The organism is Gemmatimonadota bacterium (assembly GCA_021295815.1).
Taxonomy (GTDB): Bacteria; Gemmatimonadota; Gemmatimonadetes; order Longimicrobiales; family Gaopeijiaceae; genus JAGWBQ01.
In genome coordinates this window covers 83,566-108,400 of record JAGWBQ010000001.1, presented here as the reverse complement: position 1 = coordinate 108,400, position 24,835 = coordinate 83,566, and the positions used below count along the sequence as shown (strand labels likewise).

The window sequence follows — 24,835 nt, the reverse complement described above, 5'->3', positions numbered from 1 at the left end:
GGGACCAGGCGAAAGGCGAGGGACCGCGGTCCACTGGCACGACGCCGGACGCGGTTCTAGAATCAGCGAATTCCGAGCCCGGTCAACTGCCGGTCTGCTTCGGCCGGGCTTCCGACGCACCTCTGGGACCAGGAGTCCGTCCGTGTTCAGAGCGCCGCTTGCCCCCGCCGTCGTCGCGTCCTTTGTCCTCGCCCTCGCAGCATGCTCGGAGAGCGGCCCGTCCGACGGGGACTTCGCGGGCGTCGTCCCGGCCTACCGCAGCCACGGCGAGACCTTCGGCGGCTACCCGTCGGCGCGCGCGGGCGGCAATTACATGCACAACTACTACATACCGCCGGCGCCGTCCTCGACCCCCTGGTATCCCGCCTGGCACCCGGACGGCGAACGCGTGGCCGTCTCGATGATGGGCTCGATCTGGGAGATCGACCTTGCCGACGGCCGCGCCCGCGAGATCGTCCACGGACCCGCCTACTACTCCTCGCCCGACTATTCGCCCGACGGACGCTGGCTCGTCTTCACCGCCGACGACCACGGACGTTCCGTCAATCTCGGTCTGCTCGACCTGGAAACCGAAGCGTGGAGCGCCCTGACCGCCGGTACCGAAGTCCACGCCGATCCCCGCTTTTCTCCGGACGGCACCCGCATCGCATTCGTCTCCACGGCTCCGAGCGGCTACTTCAACGTCTATGTCGGAGGCGTCGAGGACGGTGGGTTTGCGGGCGAACCGGAGGCGGTCACGACCGACAACGACTTCGGTCGAAACCGTCTCTACTTCTCGCGGTGGGACTTCCACACCCAGCCGGCCTGGCTCCCTGACGGTGACGAACTGCTCCTGGTCTCCAATCGCGACATCGCTCTCGGGAGCGGCAACGTCTTCCGAGTGCCGGCACGCGCGGGCGGTTTCGCCGAACGAAGAACGGTTCTTCGGGAACAGACGCTCTACCGCACCCGTCCGGACGTCTCACCCGACGGCCGCAGGTTCGTATTCTCGTCCACTCGCGGCTCGGCCGACGAGTTCAACAATCTCTACGTGCAGCCCACCACCGAAGGCGGCGAACCGTACAAGCTGACCTTCTACAGGCACGACGCGTTCCACCCGCGCTTCTCACCCGACGGCGAGCGCATCGCCTACATCGACAACCGCGACGGCCTTCCGCAGCTGAAGCTGCTGGACACCTACGGGGGCAGGGTCGTCGATGTCGAGATCGCCGAACTCGGCTGGGCGCGGCCGACGGAACGTCTGAGCGTGCGCGTGCTGGGTCCTGAAGGCGGACCGACCCCGGCCCGAATCCACCTCACCGCGAGCGACGGGCGCTTCTACGCTCCCTCGGACGCCTACGCCCGCATCGGCCAGCGGGGCGGAACCTGGCACTTCCACACGGAGGGGGAATTCGCGATGGATCTTCCTCTAGGCGAGACGGTCATCACCGCGAGCAAGGGATTCGAGCACATGCCGGTCACCGTCGCGGTTTCGCCGGAAGCGGAGGGGGAGGCCGAGATGGAGTTGGAACGCATAGCCGATTTGACGGCCAGGGGCTGGTACAACGGCTCGACCCATCTGCACATGAACTACGGAGGCAACTTCTTCAACACCCTTGAGAACATGATGACGATGTCTCGGGCGGAGGACCAGGACATCGTTCTGAATCAGATCGCCAACAAGGACAACCGGGTGCTCGATCACCGGTTCTTCGTACCGGGAGGAGGCGCGCACCCGCTCTCCGAGCCCGATCTACCGTTGGTGGTGGGTCAGGAGTATCGCCCACCTTTCTACGGACACGTCTTCATGTTCGGGATGCGGGATCACCTCATCTCGCCCTACGCGACAGGTTACGAGGGCACGGCGATCGAGTCGATCTATCCTTCCAACACCGACATGTTCAGGAAGGCCAGAGAGCAGGGAGCGTGGACCGGGTATGTGCATTCGTTCTTTCGGGGCGATCCGCTGGAAACCGGCCTGGGCGGGGCGAAGGGTTTCATGGTGGATGCGGCGCTGGGCGTCATCGACGCCATCGAGTGGTCGCAGGCCCAGGACGGCTTTCCGCCGGTATACGCAGCGTGGAACAACGGACTGCGAGTGACTCTGGTCGGCGGTGAAGACGCGATCAGCGATCTGCACACGTCGTTGACGGTTGGGTCGTATCGCACCTATGTGAAGACGGCGAACGGCGAACTCTCCGTGGCGGGATGGTTCGACGCCATGCGGGCGGGCCATGCTTTCGCCACCAGCGGACCGCTCGTCGACTTCACGGTGGAGGGCCGGATCTCCGGCGAGACTGTAGATCTCCGGGGCGGTGAAGAGGTCTCGCTGAGCCTGGAGGTGAGCTCCATAACCCCGCTCGTCCGCGCCGAGATCGTCTTCAACGGCGAGGTGGTGGAGGAGGTCGTGCCCGAAGAAGATTCCCGGCGGCTTGCGTGGAGCGGTCGAATGACGCCGCCCGGCTCAGGCTGGTATCACGTGCGCGTGGCGGGAGAGCCGGCGGACCGCTACCCGCTCGACATCAACTACGCGCAGGCCGTCACCAACCCGGTCTGGGTGATAGTGGACGACGAGCCGGTCCGTTCGGTGGAGGCGGCGGAATACTCGCTGGAGTGGATAGACCGGTTGCAGGCGATGGCCGAGATCTGGCCGGGTTGGAGGTCGGACGCCGAGAAGGCGCACGTCTTCGGTCAATTCGACGAGGCGCGCGAGGTCTACCAAGGGTTCAGGCGGGAGGCGGGGAGGTGACGGGTTTGCGGCGGAGCTCAGCACGTCACGCAGCGGTGGTTGTTCTTCGCTCCGAGGGCCTCGAGCAGGGCGACCGTGACCGGGTGGGGCGATACCCGCTGAACGGGCCCGTTCGCCATGTCCACCGTGGTCTGTCCGCGTCTGCTCACCGCCATGAGGTCGGCGCCGCCCGCGAGCAGGTAGAGGATCATCTCGTTGTCACCTCTGGCCGCAGCGTGGTGGACGGCGTTGTAGCCGTTGTGATCGCGGCGGTTGACGTCGGCCCCGAGCTCCTCGACCAGGTAACGCAGGGCCGGCATCCAGCCGTCCGGCGCATGGCGATGGGCGTTGCCGGCAAATCCTTCGCCGTATCCCACGCCGCTGACCGCGTGTACGGCGAAAACTCCCGGTCCTCCGGCAGGCACCGGAGGTAGACCGGAAGGATCGCGTTCGAGCGCGCGCAGCGAGTCGGCGAAGGCGACGGCGAGTAGGAACTCGTCGCGCTGTCCGGCCGGGTCGGCCGCAAGAGCTTCCTCGGGGAAGACGGCCTGGAGCGAGTCCGGGAGCTCCGCTCGGACCGAGATCATGAGGGATGCTCTCGCCGAATCGCCCAGCGATGCGAACGTGGTGTCGGTGCGCAGGCGTTCCTTGGCCTGCTCGCGCAGGAACTCGTCGGGTGTGCGCCTGCGGCGGGTCGGCGGTGCGGCGGTCGGTATTTCGGGGTCCGCTCCCCAGGCGACGAGCAGCCTCATCGCGTCGACGTCGGTGGCGTAGGCGGCCCGCCAGAAGGCGGTCGAGCCCTTGGTGTCGACGAGACCGCAGTTCCGATTGCCGCAACCGCTGTAGACCATGTACCAGGGGTGCATGGAGAGGCGGGCGTCGGGGTCGGCCCCGGCTTCGAGCAAGACCTCGGCCAGGTCGAGATAGGTCGCCTTCTGAAGGCCCATCTCCTGGGGCTGCGGATACCGTGTGCGCGGTTGCCAGCGGGCGTTGACGGCGGCCCAAAGCGGACGCACGCCGTTCAGCGTCGACTCCAGATTGGGGTCCGCGCCTCTCTCGGCCAGCAGCACGGCCAGATCGAACTGGCCGTTGATGGTCGCCATGAGCAGAGGCGAGGTGTCGTCGCTCGCGCTCGTCCCGTCGACGTCCGCGCCGCCGTCGAGAAGGGCGATGGCCGCTCTGGTGTTGCCCTGGCGGGCCGCGTGCAGCAGCGGGGTCAGGCCTCCGCGCCTGTCGAGGGTGGCCGCCTGGGACTCGTCGTCGGAACTGCCGGTATCGGCTTTCGCGGCCGCGGCGTAGACCGTGCGTCCGGCGCGCACAGCGGCGTGGAGCTCACCGGCGGTCGGCGAGCGTTCGCCTCCGGTCAGAGCCTCGAGCGCTTCCCGCTGGCGCTGAGATGCCTCCCGGTCGAGCTCCCGGAGCGCTTCGAGATCGACCAGGTTCGTCCTCAGCTCCGGATCGGCGCCGGCGGCGAGCAGGGCCGTGATCGCCTCGGCCCGGTCGTGCGCGGCGGCGAAGACGAGCGGAGTCTGTCCGGCGGCGAGCTCCCGGGCATCGGGGTCGGCCCCGCCTGCGAGCAGCGCTTCGATGGAGGCGACATCGCCCGCACCGGCGGCCAAGTGGATGGGCTGGGTCCCACCCGGGGTGGTGGTCGCGCTCACGTCCGCCCCCTCCTCGACCAGCAGGCGCGCGACCGCGCCGTTGCCGCCTTCCGCCGCGAGGTGGAGAGGGGTGTAGCCGCCCACCCGGGTGTCGGCGTCGATCCGCGTCCCGGCGGCCAGCAGCATGGCGGCCATATCGGGATCGCCGTGCCGAGCGGCCCAGTGCAGCGCGCTCATGCCGTCTCCGTGAGCCGCGTTGACGTCGGCTCCGTCGGCCAGAAGCCGGCGAATCGACTCGATGTCTCCCCGCATGGCCGCATCGGCCACGGGCGTATCGATCCCCGTGGCGGCGAGAGCGGCGACGACCACCGCCAAGACGGCGAAGATGCTGCCCAGCCTGGCCGGCTGCAGCCGCGTTCCAGCCGAGATCGAGTCCCGCACCCCCGTCAACCCGTGACTCCCGCCTGAGTCAGCGAGAGCTCGCCCGTCGAGTCCCCGAACTGGTCGATCGGAAGGCCCATCTCGCGAACCAGCGCGAGCATGGCGTTGGCCATGGGCGTACCGTCGGGCGCCTTGATGTGCCGATCGCCGGTGAGCACGCCGTTGCCGCGCCCGAGCAGGACCAGGGGGCAGCGTCGGTGATTGTGCAGGTTGGCGTCGGCCATGGGGGATCCCCAGATGACGGCCGTGCGGTCGAGCAGGCTCTCGTCCTCCTCCATCGTCTCCTTGAGCTTGTTCAGGAAGTACGGAAGCTGCCCGACCCGGTACTGACAGATCTTGTTGAATTCAAGCACGTTCTCTTCGCGCCCGCCGTGGTGCGACGCGGGGTGGAAGGGACGATCCGAGCCGCTCTCCGGGAAGACGCGGTTCTGCGCGTCGCGTCCGGTCTTGAAGGAAATGACCCGGGTCATGTCGCTCTGGAGGGCGAGGATCTGGAGATCGAACATCGCCTGCATGTGCTCGGTGAAGGAGTCCGGGACCCCTGCCGGAGCTTCGGGCAGAGCCCGCTCCTCGCCGCTGGAGTTGCGAGTCTCGATGCGCTGGATGCGCCGTTCCAGCTCGCGCACGTGCTGGAGGTAGCGGTCCATGCGCCTCTGGTCCTCCATGCCGAGCTCCTTCCCGAGAGCCGCCGCCTCCTCGGCGATCCAGTCGAGAACGCTGCCGCGGGCCCGCCGTCTGGCGTCGCGCTCCTCGGGCGAACCTCCGCTCCCGAAGAGCATGTCGAACGCCACCCTGGGGTCGCGGATCATCGGGAGCGGCTCATTGGGGGAGGCCCACGAGATCGAGTCGGTGTAGGCGCAGGAGTAGTTGTAGGTGCAGCCGCCCGCCTGGTCGAGCTTCTCGATGCAGAGCTGCATGGAAGGCATCGGCGAGTCGCCGCCGAAGTGCTGGGCGTAGATCTGGTCGATCGAGGTTCCGCACCAGATGTCCGATCCCTGGGTCTGCTTGGGATGCGACTGGGTCAGGAAGACGGCGCTGGAGCGGAAGTGGTCCCCTCCGATCTCGGGAGGAGTGAAGGCCTCGGCCATGCGCACGTCGGTGTTGCTGACGACGGTCAGGTGGTCCTGAAACGGACGCAGGGGAGCGAGGGCGCTCTCGTCGATGATCTCAAAGCCGCTACCGGTGGTCTCGGGAGCGAAGAGGTGCCGGGTGGCGGCCCACTCGTTGCAGCCGGCGAGGCCGTGAACCTCCTCGATGCAGACGAGGCGGGTCGGGTGCGCCTTGAGTCGCCGTCTGGCGAACGCGCCCCCGGCGGGGATCATCGCGTCGAGGAAGGGCAGCGCGACGGTGGCGCCCACGCCCTTCAGGAAGGTCCGGCGGGGAAGGCTTTTTCCGGTGATGAGCTTCATCGTTCGTTCTCGGGTTCGGTATCGGTCTGCCGCGAAGGGCCGGCGACCTTCATTTGAAAGGCGTCGCTGGCGACGACGCCGAGTATGAGCGAGCGAATCGGGTAGCCGTCGGCCTCGGCTTCGCCGGTGATCTTGCGGATGGTCGGTTGATCGAAGTACTGCACGCGTCGTCCGAGCGCGTACGACATCAGGTTCTCGGCGAAGTTGCGGACCAGCGGGATCGGACGCTTGGCGAGAACCGCGGCCAGTTCGTTGGCGTTGGCGATGGGCGTGCCGTCGTAAAAGTCGCCGCGGGTGTCGACCGGGCGTCCCTGTTCCAGCCTGCGGAGCTTGCCGGTGACGTCGAAGCCGTCGAGCGCGAGTCCGATCGGGTCCATCATGCGGTGACACGAGTTGCAGGTCGGGTCACGACGATGGATTTCCAGGCGTTCCCGGGTGGTCAGGAACTTGCCGTCGACGGCGGCCTCGGTGTCTTCGAGATCGGGAACGTCCGGAGGCGGAGGCGGAGGGGGAGCGCCCATCAGAACCTCCATGACCCACTTGCCGCGCAGAACCGGCGAGGTGCGGTTGGCCATCGAGGTCTGGACCAGTACGCTGCCGTGGCCGAGAAGCCCCACCCGTGGAGTCCCCTCGGGATACTCCACGCGCCGGAAGCGGTCGCCCGAGACTCCGGGGATGCCGTAATGCGCCGCCAGCCGCTCGTTCAGGAAGGTGTGGCCTGCGCTGAGCACTTCGAGGACCGAGGCGTCGCGCCGAACCAGGTCGGAGAAGAAGAGCTCGGTCTCCCTGCGCATGTCGAGGGAGAGACCTTCGTCGAAGTTGGGATAGAAGTTGGGGTCGGGGCGGATCTTCTCCAGATCCTGAAGCCTGAGCCATTGGGCGGCGAACCTGGTCGCGAGCGCTTCGGCCCGGGGATCCTCGAGCATGCGCTCCGCCTGGCGTGAAAGCCCGGCGCGATCCAGCTCTCCGCGTACGGCGGCGTCGCGGAGTGCGTCGTCGGGGAGGGTGCCCCAGAGGAAGAACGAAAGTCGGGATGCGAGTGCGAGCTGTCCGACGCGGTAGCTCTCGCCCGGCGAGGCGTCCGCGGGTTCGCGTTCGACCCGAAGCACGAAGTGCGGGGAGGCCAGGATCGCTTCCAGCGCACTGCGAATGCCGGTCTCGAAGCCGTCGGCCGCGCCGTCGCGATAGAAGCGCAGCAGGCCGTCCAGTTCGCCGGTTCGGAGGGGCCGGCGATAGGCTCGCTCGGCGATACGTCCGATGATGGATCGAGCGCAATCCGGCGCGGTCTCGGCGCTCGTCGGACGACACGTGAAGATCCGCTTCCGGCTCGGGGTCTCCGAGATGCCGGTGGCGTTGATCGGTCCCCGAATCAAGAGGTCGCGAAGGTGGGGCAGGGTAGTGATCCCCGCGCCTCCGGATCCGCCGCCCGCCATCGACCAGTTGTGGGGCCGAATCAGGTCCTCGTACGGTCCCTCGGCTCTGCGCACGAAGGCTGCGGCCACACGGCGCTGCCCGGCGCGCACGAAGATCGGCTCCGTGGCCAGTCCGTCCGCGCCTCGTCCGTCGGCTCCGGCGCCGACCCGGGTGAAGGGAACGAGCGCCACTCTCCGGCCGTCGATGGAGACGTCCACGTCCTCCATGCGCGAGTTGGAACCGCCGGAGAAGGTGAGCACGAACTCGTAATCCGCGTCGGCGGGGAAGACGTGATCCGCCGCGAGGCCGCCCCGGGTCCCGATGGGGGTTCCGGGCACGTGGTCCCACGGATGCTGCGAGACGTATTCGGAATTCTTGTAGGTCGCGGCCACCGCAGGCGCTCCCGGATCGCCGACGGCCATGCGGCTGATGTCTCCGGCGGCGTTCAGGTAGGCTTCAAGCAGGGTGGGCGAGAGCGACTGGGCGTCGGCGTGATTGTCGAAGTTGGCGCTCATCTGATCGAGCGGGAGCCAGTCGGCGGCGTCAACCTCGAGATCGAGCAGATCGAGGACGACCCGTTCGTATTCGGCGCGGTTCAGCCGCTGGAACGAGCGCGTTCCCGGATTGATGGCACCCTCGGCCGCCCCGTCGAGCATGGTCTCGAGCTGGAGCGCGACCTGGGTCAGAGTGTCTCCGCGAGGTCTGCGCGCACCGGGAGGCGGCATCATGCCCGCTCGGAGCTTGCGGATCATCCGCTCGGTTCGCTCGGGCTCCGCGAGTGCGCTCTCGTCGTCGAACGCAACCAGGCTCAGACTGCCGCGCGGGTTGGTTTCGGAGTGACAGCGGGTGCAGTAGCGCTGCACGACCGCCGGCGGATCGATCTCCGGCTCAACCGGCGGGAAGAAGGCGGCAGGGTAGGAGTCTTCGGTGGGAGGATTGCCGGTGCCCGTCCGCTCGTCGGATCGAGCGGCGGGACGGGTTTCGGCCATGTCGGCATCTGGTGCGCCGACCTTGGCGCCGGCGTCGGCGCTCGCCGGATCCCGCCCACCGGATGCGCCCGCCGATCCCGGTATCTCGGACGTACTGGCCGGAACGAGGACCGCAACCTGCCCGGTTGCTCCGTCGCCGGTCGACTCCGCACGGCGTTCGGCCGATACGACCAGCGCGATTCCCACGCTGAAGATGAACGCCAAGGCCTGCTTCATGCTGTCGTGCCGAAAGCTGGGTGGTACCGATCAGGGGCGATGCGTCCCCATCACCGCACGATTCGCCCCCCAATGCCGCACAATCATAATATTCAAGAAAGCCGATCCCTGCCAGCCCCGATTCCGAAGAACGCTTCCCTCTCGACCATCGCCCGCCGCGCTTCCGCCGGGTCGGCGAGAACGAAACGAGCGACGGCGCCGGGTCGGGCTTGCGCGAGAGCGTCCAAGGCGTCGGCGACGACCGCGCCCAGCTTGGCGTAACCGCCGGCGGTGGGACGATCCCGCATGAAGACGAGCGGTTGTCCGTCGCCTGTCACCTGAACCGTGCCGTCGACGACGGGAGTGGAATCGAGGACCTTGGGGCCGGATGCGAGCGTGGGTCCGGCAAGACGTATCGCGGTACGGCCGCTGGCCGGGTCGATCTTCCAATCGGAGGCCAGGAAACGGGCTCGATCCGAGGCCTCGAATTCGTGCCACTCGAACCCTGTCACCAAGGGCAGCGTGAGCGCCGGTGCGCGTGCGCCATCCCCCTTCGGTTGAACGGCATCCCCCGTTCCGCTCCGCCTCAGATGGTCGGGAACCGCAGCGGCAGGAAGCCTCCGGCGGGGGAGCTTTCGCGCCGGATCGAGAGAGCGGAGTTCGTCTCCGGGTCTGAGCGGATGTCCGAGCAGACCGTCCAGGCCTTCTCGGAGGACCGTCGAGGCCGAGCCGTACACCCGTGCGGCGGAGAGCCCGCCCGGAAAGGCGACGTAGGCCCGCATCCCGTCGGGGGCGTAGCCGAAGTGAAGCCGCTGTCCCGCCTCGACTTTCGTCGTGCGCCAGGGCGCGACCGGCGCCCCGTCGAGCGTGGTCGAGAGGTCGGCGCCGGCGAGCGCTATGACCATGCCGGTCCGGAAGCGGAGCGCGAGGCCTCCGATCGACACCTCGATGAGCGCGTCGTGCGGAGCGTTGTCGAGAAGGCGGTTCGCCCAGAGACAGGAGGACTGGTCCATCGCTCCGCCCGGCCCAAAACCGAGTCTGCGTCCGCCGATCCGGCCCGGATCCTGAACGGTGGCGAGGGGGCCGGTTCGCTCGACCACCAGATGGGGAGCTTGATCGACGACGCTCACCGCCGTCCGCCCGGCGGCGTCCGAGGTCTCGCCGCCCGAGGCGGCACCGGTTTCCGCTCTCTCCTCGCACTTCTCCATCTCCTCATACGCCTTCCGCGATATGGGGCGAAAGCGAACCAGTCCCCCCGGCGAGAAGCGGCGCACTCTCCGGTGGACGTCGGCGAAGAGACTGGGAGGAACCCGTCCCAGAAGACGCCAGCCGCCGGGGCCGTCGACGGGATACACGCCTGTTCGCCGGTCGGCGATGCCGAGCGTTCCTTGCGGGACTCGGATTCTGGGTGAACTCCGCCGCGGCGCGGCCAGTCTCGCGTCGATCTCCCCGAGGTATGCGAATCCGGGCGCGAAACCGGTGGCCATCACGGTGTAGGTCGAGGCCGAGTGGAGCTCTATCACCTCCGTCGTCGTCATCCCGGCCCGCCTCGCGACCTCCTCCAGATCGGGTCCGAGCTCGGGATCGTAGCACACCGGCAGCTCCACCGGCTCGACCTCGGGCTCGGGCGGGACTCCCGCGAGCGCATTCTCACCGGCCCGCATGAGCCTGGCGCGCATCTCGTTCTCATCCCAGCTCTCCGGTGAACCCTCCACAAGAAGCTTGTTGTAGACGGGCACGGTGGAGCGGACACCCGGGAGCTCCAGGAGTTCGCGTTCCGCCGTCAGAACGCGAAGGACGCCGTCCCTGTCGGCGGGAATCGGCAAAACCATGAGCGCACTCGTCGGAGCCGGGAAGAAGATCCGGATGCTCATTGCGGGGCCCGGTGGGTCCTGAACACGACCGCGATCATCCGGCGGATCTCACCCGGCCGGCAGCTTCTCCCTGATCAGCCGGAGAGCCTCCGGCGCCGCGGGGTTGTCGCCGTGGATGCAGGTCGTGTCCGCGTCGACGGCGAGCTCGCCCTCGGTCGTCTCCACCCATCCTTCCACGAGCCCCAGCGCCTGCGACGCAATCCGCTCAGGGTCGGTGAGCAGGGCCCCCTCGACCGAGCGCGGCACCAGGTGCCCGGTATGACCGTAGGCGCGGTCGGCGAAGGCTTCGAAGGCGAGCGCGAGGCCGGTGTGGGCGAGCATTTCGGCGTGTCGCTCCCGGTCCGGCGTCGCCTGAAGCACGAAGACGAGCGAGTCGTCCACTGCCGCCACACCGTCGGCCAACGCCACCAGAAGGTTGTCGTCGAGCATCATCGCAAGATAGAGCGCCCCGTGAGGCTTGACGTGGCGGATCGGCACGCCCACGGCCCTGGCGACCGCCGCAAGGCCGCCGATCTGCGCCTGAACCTCGCGCACCATCGAGTCGGTCGGCCAGTCGAGGCGCAGCCGCCCGAAGTTGCGCCTGTCCGGATATCCGGGGTGCGCACCGGGAGTCACGTGGTGCTCCACCGCGAGCTCCAGGGTTCGCGCCATCGTGTCGGGGTCGCCGGCGTGCGCGCCGCAGGCGATGTTCGCCCAGTCGATCAGGGGCATGACGGTCGCGTCGGCTCCCTTCTCCCAAGGGCCGTAGCTCTCGCCCATGTCGCAGTTGATGAACATGGCGGACGGGTTAGCCTGCGGAAGGGAAGGCGGCGAGAAGCTCGGCCTCCTCTTCGGGCGCGAATCCGGACCGAAGCTCCCTAGGCTCCTCCAGCGAGAACCAGGCGAGCGTGTCCCGAGCAGTCTCCTCCAAAGGACGCGGATCGAAGCCGGCCGCGAACGAGCGGTCGCCGTTCACCTGCATCATCCCCAAGTAGTCCCCCTCGGGCTTGGTCCAGTAGGTCACCGCGAAGTGGCCGTGCTCCCTGAGGAACTCGGCGTCGACCCAGACGAGCGTGGCGTCGGATTCGACGGCCGCCCGAGTCCGCTCGAGCAGACCGCCCATGGTCAGAGGCTCACGCGGTCCGACGACGTTCAGGGTGCCGGTGAGGTCGTTCTCGATCGCATCAATCATGAATGCAGACAGATCGCGGACGTCGACGTGCTGCATCGGGTCGGCGGGATCCCCGGGCGCAAGCGTCTCGCCGCCGCGGCCAAGGCGGACCGGCCAGTAGGTGAAGCGGTCGGTGGGATCGCCGGGGCCGACAATGTAGGTGGGACGGAAGACTAGGTGGTTTTCGGGGAAGGCCTCCCGGGTCGCGTCCTCGCACAGAGCCTTGAGAGCTCCGAACGTGCGCCCGTCGACCACTTCGGTCTCGGGATCCTCGATGGTGTCGGTCGGGGCATCCTCGGTGATGTCGGTAGTGAGGTAGGGAACGTAGACGCCGGTGGAGGAGACGTAGGCGTACTTGCCGACCCGTCCGGCAAGAACCTCGGTCGCGGTGCGCACCCATCTGGGCAGGTTGGCCGGGTTGTCGATCACCACGTCCCACTCGCGATCCCCTTCCAGAGCCGAAAGGTCGTCGTTCCGGTCGCCGATGAGGGTCTCGAGATCCGGGAAGAGTTCCGGGTTGGTCCGGCCGCGATTGAAGAGGGTGATCTCGTGTCCGTGCGCGAGCGCCGTGCGGACCTGGTTGGGGCCCACGAAGCCCGTCCCCCCCAGAATCAGGATGCGGAGAGGTCGCGGGGCGGGAGCCGGCTCGGCGCAGCCACCCAGGAGAGCGAATCCGCTCGCTCCGAGCGCTGCGGTGGCGGCGAATTCGCGGCGGGTGAAGGTTCTGCCGGTCATCGGTCGAAGCTTGTGCATCGTTTTTCCGTCGATCTGGTGATTGTCAAGACGCCGTCGCCCGAATTCAAGGCCGGAACCGTTCACGGGCTCGGCCAGAAGAATGGAATCAGCAGCGCGGCTACCGCCGCAAGCAAGAGGTTGAGCGGGCCGCCCACCTTGATGAAGTCCGAGAAGCTGTAACCGCCCGGCGAGTAGATCATCACGTTCGTCTTGTACCCGAAGGGCGTGACGAAGGAGGCCGACGCCGCGAACATCACCGCGACCAGGAGCGCGTTTGGGTTGAGGCCTGCGCTCGCGGCGACCGATATCGCCACCGGGGTCAGCATGACCGCCGTCGCCGTGTTGGCCACCACTGCGGTCATCGTGGCGGTAAGAACGTAGAAGGCGGCGATCATTCCCGCCTCGCCGAGACCGGAGGTCGCGTTCACCACCCCGCCCGCGATCCAGGCGGCCGCACCGGTCTGTTCCATGGCGAGACCGAGAGGAATCAGTCCGGCCATGACGAAGACGACCAGCCAGTCCATTTCATCGTAGATCTCGGTTACGCGCACGCAGCGGGTGAAGATCATGAGCGCCACCCCCGCCATCGCGGCGGTCGAGATGGGCGCCAGACCGAAGCCCGCCGCAGCCACGACCGCGAGCATTATCGCCCCGGCCAGTTTCCCGCCCGGGCGTCCGGTCTGATCCGATTCCACCTCCGACATGGGGATCAGCCCCGGCTCGTCGGCCATCCGCTGGAGCGCGAACGACTCTCCCTTGAGGAGGAGGATGTCGCCGACCTCGAACCTGCGTGTGGCCAGAGCGTCGGTGACGCTGGCGCCCTGGTGCTGGACCCCAAGCACCGTGGCGTCGTACCTCTGCGCGAAGGAGAGTTCGGCCAGGGTGCGTCCGACGAGAGCGGAACCGGGACCGACGATGACCTCGACCATCTGTCCTTCGCGGACCGGGGCGGCAGCCGTCGGGGCGGCCGTTCCCGGGTTGTCCAGACGCTCCCTCTCTGCGAGACCGAGAAGCTCCGAGGCGCCGCCCTGCGCGAGGAGCACGTCACCGGCCTCGACGACCTGCGGCCCCGAGGGATCCTCGATGGAGCGACCGTCCCGCTGGATGCCCACGATGTTCACCCCGTAGCGTTCTCCCCAGCGGAGGTCGGCGAGCGATTTGTCGCAGGCGAGGGAATCGGAGGTTACCGAGAGCTCGGTGACGAAGCGACGCACGCCGTACTTGCTCGAAAGGTCGGGCGGTTGTTCGCGCCGGGGAAGGAGCCGCCTGCCGAGAGTGAACATGTAGAGCATGCCCACTCCCAGACAGATGAGTCCGAGCGGCGCGATGGAAAACATGCCCAGCGGCTCGTATTCCGCATTGAAGAGCGATTCGCCTCTCGCGGCCGCGTCGGCCATCATGTCCGAGGTGGTTCCCACCACGATCAGGTTGGTGGCGGTGCCGATCAGCGTGACCGTCCCCCCCATGATCGCGACGAACGAGAGAGGCATCAGGTAGACGGAGGGCGGCTCGCCGGCCTGCTTCGCGAGCGCGATGAAGACCGGAATGAAGACGATGACCACAGCCGTGTTGTTGAGGAACGGCGAGAGCGCCGCCACGACCAGGCAGAGCACGAAGAGTCTGGTGCGCTGACCGCCCAGCCGAGCCGTTTGCGCCCAATGCCCGATCTCGTCGACGAGGCCGGTCTTCTTGAGCCCGAGGCCGAGCACGAGCATGGCCGCCACGGTCACCGTGGCTTCGCTCGCCAGCCCCGAGAAGGCCTCCTTCGGCGTCAGCACTCCACCGAGCAGCAGCACGACCGGCACCGACATGCACAACTGGTCGAGCCGGATCCGGTCCATCGCGAAAAGGACGAGAGCGGCCGCGACCACGGCCAGCACGTAGATCGCGTCGAAGGTCATTCAGGTGGCCTCGAGATAGGTTCGCCGGTCGAACCGGAGAGCCGGCGCAGTACTACCAAGTTCGGGCCCGGGTCCGGTCCGATGGTCGCAAGATAACCTTCGGCGGGGGTCCGGCGCTTGTGGTGCCGGGAGACCCCTTCAACCTATGGCCGCGCCCTCCAGCTCGTACACCCGTATGAACTCGACGTCGAGTTCGTCCCGCCATAAGCCCATCACCTCGTCCCGGGTGATCGAGAACGGGCGAAAACCGGCGGGCAGGACGGCCTCGCCGAGGTGCGCTCCGGCCGAGTCGTAGACCTGCCAGGTCGAAGGTCCATTCGCCTCCGCCGGTATGCGAAACTCCTCCACCCAGATCCTGCCTCCTTCCTGGATGGCCAGCGACCGAAATTGGGGAACGGTTGTGGGAAGTTCCAAGGTTTCAAGAAGCGAACGTCTGCTCCTGCGGGTTTTGGGATCCCCGATTCCCGTTAACCTGTCTTCGATCCAACGCTCACGATCGGTTTCCGTGACCTCGGACGGCTCGCCGGGACGGCGAATGGTGGCCACCTCCTGACCTTCGGAGTTCAGGAGGCGGATTTCGTATTTCGCCGTATTGCCGAAGGCGACGACATTGGAAGCTACCGCCACCTCAAGAGTCTTCAGGAACGAGACATCGACTTGGATGCTGGAAAGCGATATGGAACTGACATTCGTCTCCCACTCCAGGAGTCGTGCTTTCTCCGTGCCCATCAAATCGCTCACCTTTCGCACGACCGTGCCCGCCGCATCGAAGAAGAACAACTCAGCAGCGGTAGGGCGGCTCGTGTAGATCGTATCCATCGGCGTCACCTGGCGAGGACTGTTAGCCGCTAGTCTAGGTAGTTCATAGATGGAGCGCGAGGCCACGAACCTCCCTTGTGCGGTCCAACCGCCGGCGAGAGGTCCGGCCTGCATCCTCGCCCCAACCGGTGCTCCAGCATCCAAAGCGGTCGTTCCAGCCAGCTCTCCGTCGGAATCGAAAACCGAGATGCGGCTGTGAAATCGGTCGAACACCAGCAGCGTGTCGCTATTGCCGACACCAATGGCGCCGATCCGCTTGAATTCGCCCGGACCGTCGCCTTCCCGGCCGAACGACCTTTGGAAATCCCCGTCCGGACCGAAGAGCAGAAGTTCGGAAAAATCGTTCGCCACGACGATTCGTCCGTCTGCCAGGAAGGATGCTCCGGCAACCCGATAGAGTGCGAAGCGGCCGTCGACAGGGGTGCCGATTTCGAGGCGAGGTTCCGGACCGACCTGCCAAGCGTCGTCGTCCACCAGGAGCTGTCCATGAGCCTCCGCGAACTGCGCGACGATCAGGGCGACGGCGAGAGACTGGGTACGACGGGTGAGGTGGTGTCCTACCGAGCAGATGTCGACGAGATAGGAAAGAGCTTTTCTCATGGTGCGGTCCTGCCCCCGTGGCGGTTCAGGTAGGTAGTTCGGTCGTTTTCCGCGACATCAGTATACCGGATCTTGGAGGCTTGTTCTGATCGGTCGCGCCAGCCCCGGTTGAAGCCTCTACGATTTCGCGTCGTCCAGTTCAGCTTCGGTCGACCGAACGACCGCCTCCGCCTCGATCTCCACGAGGTAGCCCTCGCCGACGAGCTCGGCGCCGACCAGCGTGTTGGCCGGTCGGATCTTGCCGAAGCGCCGGCCGTGCGCCCGGGCCACCTCCTCCCAGCGCGACATGTCGGCGACGAAGAGCCGGGTGCGGACGACGTCCTCCAGCGAGGCGCCGAGCGAGCGGAGCGCGCCGGCGATCTTATCGATGCAGAAGTGGGTCTGAGAGGCCGCGCAGTTTCCGCCGATCAGCCGGTTCGCATGGGTGGCGGTCGTTCCGGACACCCAGACCCGCCGACCCTCCCCAATCGCCCGTGAGTAGCCCGCCATGTCCTCCCAGACGGTCCCGCTCGATACGAAGAGCCGTTCCGCGTCCGTCGTGCGCGAGCCGTTCGAGTCGCCTGGCCCGAGGTCGCACGTCCGCTTCCCCCCCGCACCGGAGGGGATGTCGGCGGGGTTCTCGAAATGCTCTGCCGCCCTGCGCACCTCGTATGGATTCGGCAGGCGGTCGAAGTGATGGCTCAGGTCGCCGGCGGCGGTCAGGAAGGGCGGACGCCGGTACTCGTCGCCGCAGTCTCCGGGGATTGGGTCGAGCTCGCCGAAAGCCGCATCCAGTTCGCGGCGGTCTTCCTTTCCGAGCTCCACGTCGAAGACGCCGCGATTGTCGGGGTCGCTCGCGCTCAGCCGAGAACCCACGATGACGGCGGCCACGGCCGGTGAATCGAGCGCCCAGCGCATCGCGACCGGGGCAGGGTCGGCACCAATCCGTTCCGCGACGACCACGAGTGTGTCGAGAGCCTTCCTGAAGCGACTCCAACCCCCGGCGGCATCCACGAACCGGCGGTACTTCATCAGCGACCAGGTGGGCATCTCTGATGCCGGCGCCTCCTTCATATCGAGCGCTCGCCTCGTCAGCAGTCCGCCCGCCAGAGTGCCGTGGGCGAGGAGCCCGACGCCGCTCTCGAGGCAGAGCTCGGTCAGAGCGCCGCAGGCGCGTCGGTCGAGCAGGGAGAGCGACACCTGGTTGGTCGCGACCTTCACGCCGCTGGCCAGTAGCATGCGCAGGTGGATCGCGTCCATATTGGTGACGCCGAGATGGCCGATCAGTCCCTCGTTTCGGAGTTCGTCGAGGTCGAAGACGTGATCGAGCCAGACCGGGTCGTCGTAGCTCCAGGCGTGGTATTGAAGGAGGTCGATCCGCCCTCCCATCCGTTCCAGCGCCCGTTCGACGGCTTCTCTTGCAGCTCCCGGCACCGTCGTTCCCGGGGACGGCACCCACTTGGTCAGGAACTGCGCGCGACCGGGATCCGTCGCCTCGAAGCGACCGGCGATCAGTTCGGCGGATCCGTAGTGATCGGCCATGTCGAAGGTGGTGAGACCGCGGTCGGCGTATTCTCCCAGGACCCGGGTCCAGGAGGCGATCCGCTCTCCTCCGGCCTCGCCGTCCCGTTCCGCATCGGCGATCTGCCAGAGTCCGGTCACAATCGGGGAGATCTCGAGATCGGGGGCGAGCGAGACGCGGCGGCCCGGGTTCCCTTCCGAGCCGCCCGAGCCACGCGAACTCATTCCGGCAGCTCCGCGAACACCCGGTCCGGGTCGAAGCCCCGCCGCCTCATCGTCAGCCGATGGACGAGGTAGATGATCGACGCTCCGAGCATAACCCATATCCAGAGCAAGGTCGAGCCGAGGTACCACGGATCAGCGCCCTCCAGGTCGCGCCAAGTGTGGACGCCGAGCAGGACCAGGAGCAGAATCAGCCCCAGGCCGGCTGCGGCGTAGCGGGTCCGCGGCGTCCCGAGCAGCTTCATTCCGCGGGCGAGCCTGGGATTTCGACAAGGGATAACGAGCGCTGTGGCGCACATGAGCGCGAAGTTGACGAGCATTGAGGTGACGAGAATGTCGACGCCCAGGAAGAAGTCGCCGGCGAGATGGCACCCGATCACGCTGAGCGACGCCACCCCCGCCGAGAGCACGATGGCGACGTGAGGAGCCCGTCCGCCCGAGCTCACCTTGGCGACGGCTGCCGGGAAGACTCCGTCGGCCGCCCAGGCGAAGCACAGCCGGGAGACCGCGAGCAGCATGGCGGGCAGGTCGTTGACGAGGGCGATGGCGGCCCCGGCCACGATCAGCACCGTCCAGACGGGATCGAGATGGTATCCGAGCAGTCCCGGAGCGGTCAGGTCGGTGTTCTGAGCGCGTTCCGCGATGAACTGCCAGGGCACGGCGTGATAGACGGCGGCGGTGAAGAGGAGGTAGAAGGCCCCGACTGCGGCGACCGCCAGGCCGATCGCTCTGGGCAGCGAACGTCCCGGATCGCGGGCCTCGCCCCCGGCCTGGGCGATGGCGTCGAAGCCGATGAAGCTCGCGAAAAGGATGGCCGTCGCGGCGAGCCAACCTCCGATTCCGATTCCGGCAGCGCTCCCGGCCGGGACCGGAACGCCTTCGGCTGCGAGCAGGGCGTCGGCGAAGTCCGCATGATCGAAGGAGAAGCCGGCGACGATGACGATGCCGCCCAGAACGAACATCACGATCATCATGGGTACCAGCACGCCGGAGTAGATTTTGAGTCCGCGCAAGTTGAGTGCCACCGAGCCCCAGAGGAACGCGAGCGCGAGCCCGACCCGAATCCAACCGCGTTCAAGCAGTTCGGCGACCGTCTCACCCCCGGGTCCGAGCTCTGCGGCCACGTCGCGCACGAAGGGGATGAGCACGTAGGCCACCACTCCCATTACCACCGATAGGCCGAACCACTGCGAGAAGGAGGCGACGAACCCCAGGTAGGGGTTCAGGCCGCGGCTGGCGAATACGTAGCTGCCGCCGGCCCGGGGCATGGCCGAGGAGAGCGCGGCGTAGGCGAGCGCCGCCAGAACCGCCGGCAGCGCGGCCGCCAGGAAGGCGGTGGGCACGTGCGGTCCGATGCCGGGCACGTTGCGCTGGATCATGAAGGGGACGATGTTGATGCCCGCGCCCAGCATCGCGCACACGCCGGTCGCGGTCAACGCCGCGAGACCGAGGTCGCGGGAGAGACGGGGCGTTCCCGGTCCGCCGTCCCCGGCGCTCATGGCACCGTGCCTCGCACATTCGAGACCGTCGCCGTCGCAGCGTCGAGCCCTGTCCCACGGAGATTCCCACCCGGCCGCGAACCGACCGCCCACCTCGGCAGAACCACCAGCGCCATCGTGGCCGCCACCAGCGTCCCGAAGGTGACCGCAATCCCGAAGCGGGCGGTCGGCGGGAAGGTCGAGAGCGCGAAGATGCCGAAGCCGACGCACACCAGCAGGGTGGCTCCCATCACCGGAGGACCGATCTGGATCAGAGCCTCGCGCCAGGGCAGCTCTTCGGTGCGAGCGAGCTTGCGCACGCGCACCACCAGGTGGATCATGGCGTCAACGCCGATCGCCAGAGCCACGTTGGCTGCGGGCGAGGTGATTATGTCGACAGCCATGCCCAGATGGCCGAATCCGCCGAGCACGATCGCCGGCACCGCCGCGAGGCAGGCCCACATGCGCACCATGGTCGGAAGGTTGCGAGATACCGCTGCACCGACAAGGAGGAAGAAGGCCAGCAGCGCGGCGATCCCGCTGACGAGACTCTCACGTATCAGGCCGCCAAGCTCGGCTTGCAAGTGGTAGACGCCGCCCATGCGCGTGACGTCGAAGCCTGTTTCGGCGGCGTAGCGGCGCACCCGTTCCATCACTCGGTCGCGACCCTCCCCCGCCATGCTCTCCCGCATGCGCAGGTTGAAGTGGCCGCTCAGGCGGTCGTCGCTGAAGTGGGCCCGGCCGATGCGACCGGCCAAAGGTCCGAGGGAGATATCGATGATGACGGAGAGAGGAGCGAAGCCGGCCAGCGGAAAGGTGCGCGCGTGACCCACGAGCGTCACCGGCGAGAGGATGACTCCTACCACGCTGTCCGCTTCCAACGCTTCCTGAAGGGCGCCGAGCCGCGCGAAGGATTCGTCGTTGTCGAGCCGGGAGCCGTCGCCGCTCCTCACGGTGAAGTCGAGAGTGCTGCTGCCTCCGTCGCGGTCGATCTGCTCCAGCCCGGCACGGATGGGGCCGTCGCGGTCGAAGTAGGCGAGAAGGCCGGGGTCGGTGTCGAGCCTCGGAAGTCCGAGCGCACCGATGACGGTGACAGCCGCCGTCGCGGGTAGAAGGAGCCGTGATGCCCGTCCGCCTCTCGCCAGCACGCGGTCGGCTAGAAGCCGGCCCATCCTCCGCCCGGCCGGGCCGCCGGCTCCTGCCTGACCCCGCTTCCTGTCGGTCCGCCCCGCTCCGGCCCACCTGCCCAGGAAGGCCGGGTAGACGAGGTAGGCGACAGCGAGAGCGGTTACCGCGGCGATCGCCCCGGCGGCACCGAGCTCCTGAAGCGGCTGGGCCGAGGCGAACAGGAGCGAAAGGAAGCCCGCGCCCGTGGTCGCCATCGCCCAAAACGAACCCTCGAAGGTGCTCCGCATCCCGCGCCCGAGGGCGCTTCGACGGGCATCGTCCGCATCCTCGTCGGTCTCGCGGCGGGCGCGTCGCCAGTTCGCCGTCATGAAGACCACGTGGGAGAGCGTGAGAACGAAGGTGATGGTGACGATGTTGGCGGTCAGCAATCCGATCGCTCCCCCGAGGACGTTCACCAGCAGCAAGGTCGCGCTTACCGAGAGTGCGCAGGTGACCAGAGCGCCGACGGAGATAGCGAAGTCGCGATAGAGAAGGGTGATCAGGAGTCCGAATATGATCGCCGCGGCTGCACTGAAGACGATGAGGTCCCGAAGCAGGTTGCGGCGAATCAGCTCCATCAGCACCGGCACGCCCGAGGCCTGGATGTCGAGTTCGTTGCCTCTGTACGCCGCCATCGCCTCCTCGAGGGCCGCCACGAACGACTCGGGATCGGGGTTCCGGGTTTCGAGGACCACGTTCGTGGCCGCAGGGTCGTCCGTGAGCAGGAGAGCGGCGAACATCGGGCTCCGCCTGACGTCCTGGTCGGCGATGCTGTAGGCGGCGGTGACGCTCTCGAGCTCCGCGAGCGTTTCCGCGAGCGCTTCGACCCGGTCTTCGTAGGCATCTTCGTCGCCACCGAGATCCTCCACGCGCACGATTATCGGCTGGCTGCCCAGGCCGTCCCTGGGGCCGGATCTTCCCAGCGACTCCCGCACTCGGGGATCGTCCTCGGCGAAGAAGAACTCGGGCTCGACCCTGGGCGAGAGATCGGCGACCCTCCAGGTGAGTATCACCCCGACCCCTGCCACCGCCAGAACGAGCGGTGCGGCCAGGCGGCCGGCCCAGAAGGCGAGGGCGACCCTAGCCATAGGCGGTCTCGGCCCGGAACCTCGTCCCAAACGCCATGTAGCTATCTTTTGTTCGAATGCGCGTCACCGCGTGGCGCTTGACCATAGTCTTGATGCTGGAGGGTGAAATGCGTTGGATTGGGGCACTTGCGGCCGCGCTGATGATCTGGACCCCGGGTCTTGATGCGCAGGAGCGCGAAGTCGAAGATGCGGTGCAAGCCACGCTCGAGGCCTTGAGCGAGGGGCGGTATGAAGACTTCCTCTCTCACTTTCTACCCTCGGCTCGGGGATTTTTCCTCGACGGCGGATCCCTGCTCTCCACCGGCTTCAGCGCTCAGCAACTCAACTTAGCGGCTCAGGCCGGGGCGGGTGTCGATGTCGAACTCGACGACCTCGACTCAGCAGTCCACGGCGACGCAGCGGTCTCGGTGGCTTATCTTGAAGGCTCCGTGACCCTTCCCGGCGGCATCGTCGTCGAGGGGGTCTGGCGATACTCGGAGACCCGTGTTCTCGTCGACGGCGCGTGGAAGGTGGTTCAGTTCCACATGTCGGAGATGTCGGGCATGGGAGGCGGAGCCCGGACCGCGTCCCGAACGCCGACTCCCGGGTCGCGCGCCCGTTGACCGTAGTCCTCACCTCGAACTCGTACACCACTCGTTCCGGAAATACCATGACACGCCCAGACTCCAGCAGCCCGTGGCGAAACTCGCTCGAACGCCGTGGGAGGCTTTGTCCACGGTTTGCCAGGCCTGTTCCTCGCCTTCTCGCGCTCACCCTTCCCGCGGTCCTGACCGTTTCGGGTTGCACCGGGGACATGGGTGGCGCCGAACTCGAGACCGACGAGCAGAAGGCCTCCTACTCGATCGGTCGCAACATCGGAGCCCAGATCGCCGAGATGGACTCCCGGATCGACTATCCGGCTTTGATGCGCGGCCTCACCGACGGGGTGGAGGGCGTCGAGCCTCCGATTTCCGAGGAAGAGCTCCAAACGGCGATGGATGTAGTGAACGCCGCGATGGAGGAGGAACGTCGGGCCGAGCGGGATGCGGAATCCGCCGCCAACGTCGAGACCGGCGACGCCTTCCGGGCCGACTTCGCGGCCTCCGAGGGCGTTTCCACGACGGCCAGCGGCCTCATGTACGAGGTCCTGGTCCTAGGGGAGGGGGACGCTCCCGCAGCGGACGACCGTGTGGAAATCCACTACACGGGCACGCTCGTCGACGGGACCGAGTTCGACAGCTCCCGGGGTGGACCACCGGCGCAGTTCTCGCTCGGCGGAGTGATCCCCGGGTTCAGCGAGGCGCTCCAGCTCATGCGCCCTGGGAGCACCTTCCGGGTGGTCATGCCGCCGGAGCTCGCTTACGGCCCCTCGGGCGGCGGCAGTATCGGGCCGAACGCGACACTGGTCTTCGAGATCGAACTGATCCAGGTGCTGGACGACTGAGGGTAGCGAGTCCGTTTCTCTCCCGGCGGATCGTCGGGAACGGTTCCGGGTGGTGGAGAGTACCTCTTGAAGGGAGTCTCTCCCCTTGAGAGCCACCCAATGGAAGAAGAGTCCAGTAACGCACTCGAGTAACAGGATGGTCGACATGACACCGTCGCACACGTATCACGGTGCCAAGAGGTGGCGATGAGGCTGGCACCGATCGCGCTAGCCGCGTTCGCTTTCGGGTGCTCCACAACCCCACAGGGCGCGGGCGCTCCGCCGTGCGAGGGCGAGTATCCGCAGTCGGGGCAGGCTCCCGATGCCGTCGAAATTCCGCCCCGTGTGGTGAACCAAAGCGAAGTCGCGACTGCATTGGCACGGGAGTTTCCGGCGTCGGCGAAGGAGCGTGGCATCGACGGCACGGTCACGGTCGGTTTCGAGATCGACGCGGAAGGGCGTGTCGCCGAAGTTTGCCTTCTCGAGAGTTCCGGCCACCGAGCCCTTGACGAAGCCGCTTACCGGGTGGCGCCGATCTACGAGTTTTCACCGGCGTTCAGTGGCGACGAGCCGGTCGGTACCCGGCTTGCCATACCCGTGACCTTCGCGGTTCGCTAGGCGACCTAGACGATTGACCGCAGCGATCCAGAGACCCGCTGCCGCAGGCGAAGTCGGCCCCGGAGCTGACCGGATCCGTCCTTGAGGCTCGCACCGGTCGTTGTGGCGGCGCTCGCTTTAGGGTGCGCCACAAGCCCTCCCAACGACATGGCGGTAGGGACCGCTCCGGCCACCACAGTCCCGCCCCTCTTGGTGAACCTCAACAGAGTCCGGGCTGCACTATCGGCGGAGTATCCGGCACCTCTGAAGGATGCCTGCATCGAAGGCACAGTCACGGTCGAATTAAAGGTCAACGAGGAGGGGCGGGTCATAAGAGCTTCCGTACTCGAGAGCTCCGGGCACCAGGCCATGGATGAAGCCGCTCTCAGGGTGGCGTGGATCTTCGAGTTTTCACCGGCGCTCCTCGACGGCGAGCCGGTCGAGGTCGGGGTTGCCATACCCTTGGCCTTCGCGGTCGTTAGAACTCGCTCACGTCCTACCAGACGAGGTGTAGCGTCGGCACTGCGGGATCCTTCGTGCCGGTTGCCGGCGTTCGACGAGAGCGAGGAGCGTCGAATCCACCAGGTCGAAGTGGATCAGGCGGTCATTGATCTTGACGCTTCCCGGGTAATCGTTACCGACCCCACTCGGCCTCGCAGGAATCCCTAGCGGCAAACATGCTCTGCAACATCGCCTCTGCGGAAAGGCCGGGTTCCGCTATGCGATCAAGATCAGGGGAGACAGCCGTTGCGATGCAATAGGCAAGGCTGTCTCCTGACGGACGGCGGGGTCCCGCGTCCATAGTCGGTTCGTTACTCGCCTGAGCTTGCGATTCGGGAATAGGTGCGTCAGGCGGCCCATTGCATTCGCATTCGCATGCGGAGAGCGGGAGAGCCGCGAAGATGACCAGCCAGCAGGGTCGCATAGCGCGTCTCGGAATGGTCGTTCCCTTGGCCCGTGGTTTTCTGGTACTTGATCCTGAAGAGCACCCGTCGGAGGTGCGGGTCGATGGATGCGTCACCGCCTGGTGCCGATTATCGTGCCACCTCCCATGTCGCTGTCGAAGACCCCGCTGAATCCGCTGGCATCCGCCTCGAAGGCCAGCTCGAAGGCCACGTACATACCTTGGGCGTCGACGGCGAACGCGACCACGTCGTCGTTTACCGACATCTCGAGGATATCGACTCCCTCGCCCATGACTTCCATGTGGCCGGTGTAGCCTTCTTCCGCGCTCCCCTCCACCGTCATCACACCTTCGACGACGTCTCCCAGGAGTTCAAGAGCGACGTCGAAGACGCCGGTGGGATCGAGCGGAGGCGGAGGCGGTGGAGGCGGAGGTTCAGCGGGAACCGGGGGTGAGCAGCCGATGCTCAGAACAACCAGGGCGGCTGCGGCGGCGAACGAGAAGGAGCGGCGCGACAGGATTGCATTCATGGCTGATCTCGGTGGTTGGTTGGTTTGCGACAGGTGGACTTCGGTGCGGTCAATTCTGCGGGATCCTGCGGTACGACCACGACTTCGATCATGTCTAGATCGAAGCTTACGGT

General features: G+C 67.0%; 17 protein-coding genes. 5 read left to right on the top strand and 12 right to left on the bottom strand.

Translation table 11 applies throughout. The features are described 5' to 3' along the window. Window positions 1-142 precede the first annotated feature (142 nt). On the top strand, window positions 143-2,728 hold the full coding sequence (locus J4G12_00400; GenBank protein ID MCE2454268.1) for a CehA/McbA family metallohydrolase: 2,586 nt from the start codon (window positions 143-145) through the stop codon (window positions 2,726-2,728). Window positions 2,729-2,745: 17 nt separating this feature from the next. Here the strand turns inward: J4G12_00400 and J4G12_00395 are convergent, their stop codons facing one another. The 11 genes from J4G12_00395 to J4G12_00345 form a co-directional block, all read right to left on the bottom strand. Further along, window positions 2,746-4,758, bottom strand: a complete 2,013-nt coding sequence (locus tag J4G12_00395) for an ankyrin repeat domain-containing protein (protein MCE2454267.1) — start codon at window positions 4,756-4,758, stop codon at window positions 2,746-2,748. Then, a complete protein-coding gene (locus J4G12_00390) occupies window positions 4,755-6,158 on the bottom strand; it encodes a DUF1552 domain-containing protein (protein MCE2454266.1) in 1,404 nt (467 codons plus the stop codon). Before J4G12_00390 ends, J4G12_00395 begins: the two co-directional genes overlap by 4 nt. Beyond that, window positions 6,155-8,776, bottom strand: a complete 2,622-nt coding sequence (locus J4G12_00385; protein MCE2454265.1) for a DUF1592 domain-containing protein — start codon at window positions 8,774-8,776, stop codon at window positions 6,155-6,157. The genes J4G12_00390 and J4G12_00385 overlap by 4 nt, the downstream gene beginning before the upstream one ends. A 92-nt stretch (window positions 8,777-8,868) precedes the next feature. Further along, window positions 8,869-10,629 carry a 5-oxoprolinase/urea amidolyase family protein gene (locus J4G12_00380; GenBank protein ID MCE2454264.1) on the bottom strand — a complete coding sequence of 587 codons (1,761 nt, stop codon included), beginning with the start codon at window positions 10,627-10,629 and terminating at the stop codon, window positions 8,869-8,871. A 48-nt stretch (window positions 10,630-10,677) separates the two neighbouring features. Next, the gene (locus J4G12_00375) at window positions 10,678-11,406 is read right to left on the bottom strand and encodes a LamB/YcsF family protein (GenBank protein ID MCE2454263.1); all 729 of its coding nucleotides are present in this window, start codon (window positions 11,404-11,406) and stop codon (window positions 10,678-10,680) included. Between the two features lie 10 nt (window positions 11,407-11,416). Next, complete coding sequence (locus J4G12_00370) at window positions 11,417-12,442, bottom strand: NAD-dependent epimerase/dehydratase family protein (GenBank protein ID MCE2454262.1); 1,026 nt, start codon at window positions 12,440-12,442, stop codon at window positions 11,417-11,419. Between the two features lie 152 nt (window positions 12,443-12,594). After that, window positions 12,595-14,415, bottom strand: coding sequence for an SLC13 family permease (locus J4G12_00365; GenBank protein ID MCE2454261.1), 1,821 nt, complete (start codon window positions 14,413-14,415; stop codon window positions 12,595-12,597). A 138-nt stretch (window positions 14,416-14,553) separates the two neighbouring features. Next, window positions 14,554-15,834, bottom strand: a complete 1,281-nt coding sequence (locus J4G12_00360) for a 6-bladed beta-propeller (protein MCE2454260.1) — start codon at window positions 15,832-15,834, stop codon at window positions 14,554-14,556. 117 nt (window positions 15,835-15,951) lie between these two features. Beyond that, entirely contained in the window at window positions 15,952-17,559 is a 1,608-nt protein-coding gene (locus J4G12_00355) for an aldo/keto reductase (protein ID MCE2454259.1), read from the bottom strand. Beyond that, window positions 17,556-19,055 carry an APC family permease gene (locus tag J4G12_00350; GenBank protein ID MCE2454258.1) on the bottom strand — a complete coding sequence of 500 codons (1,500 nt, stop codon included), beginning with the start codon at window positions 19,053-19,055 and terminating at the stop codon, window positions 17,556-17,558. The genes J4G12_00355 and J4G12_00350 overlap by 4 nt, the downstream gene beginning before the upstream one ends. Next, window positions 19,052-21,289, bottom strand: coding sequence for an MMPL family transporter (locus J4G12_00345; protein ID MCE2454257.1), 2,238 nt, complete (start codon window positions 21,287-21,289; stop codon window positions 19,052-19,054). The genes J4G12_00350 and J4G12_00345 overlap by 4 nt, the downstream gene beginning before the upstream one ends. A gap of 56 nt (window positions 21,290-21,345) precedes the next feature. On the opposite strand from J4G12_00345, the gene J4G12_00340 reads away from it, so the two are divergent. The 4 genes from J4G12_00340 to J4G12_00325 all read left to right on the top strand — a co-directional run bounded on the left by J4G12_00340 (window position 21,346) and on the right by J4G12_00325 (window position 23,957). Next, entirely contained in the window at window positions 21,346-21,891 is a 546-nt protein-coding gene (locus tag J4G12_00340) for a nuclear transport factor 2 family protein (protein ID MCE2454256.1), read from the top strand. Between the two features lie 191 nt (window positions 21,892-22,082). Then, window positions 22,083-22,712, top strand: a complete 630-nt coding sequence (locus tag J4G12_00335) for an FKBP-type peptidyl-prolyl cis-trans isomerase (protein MCE2454255.1) — start codon at window positions 22,083-22,085, stop codon at window positions 22,710-22,712. A 327-nt stretch (window positions 22,713-23,039) separates the two neighbouring features. Continuing rightward, window positions 23,040-23,309: an energy transducer TonB gene (locus J4G12_00330; protein MCE2454254.1), complete on the top strand. Its 270-nt coding sequence runs from the start codon at window positions 23,040-23,042 to the stop codon at window positions 23,307-23,309. Between the two features lie 192 nt (window positions 23,310-23,501). Beyond that, complete coding sequence (locus J4G12_00325) at window positions 23,502-23,957, top strand: energy transducer TonB (protein MCE2454253.1); 456 nt, start codon at window positions 23,502-23,504, stop codon at window positions 23,955-23,957. A 348-nt stretch (window positions 23,958-24,305) separates the two neighbouring features. Here the strand turns inward: J4G12_00325 and J4G12_00320 are convergent, their stop codons facing one another. Further along, a complete protein-coding gene (locus J4G12_00320; GenBank protein MCE2454252.1) occupies window positions 24,306-24,722 on the bottom strand; it encodes a hypothetical protein in 417 nt (138 codons plus the stop codon). Window positions 24,723-24,835: the final 113 nt, after the last annotated feature.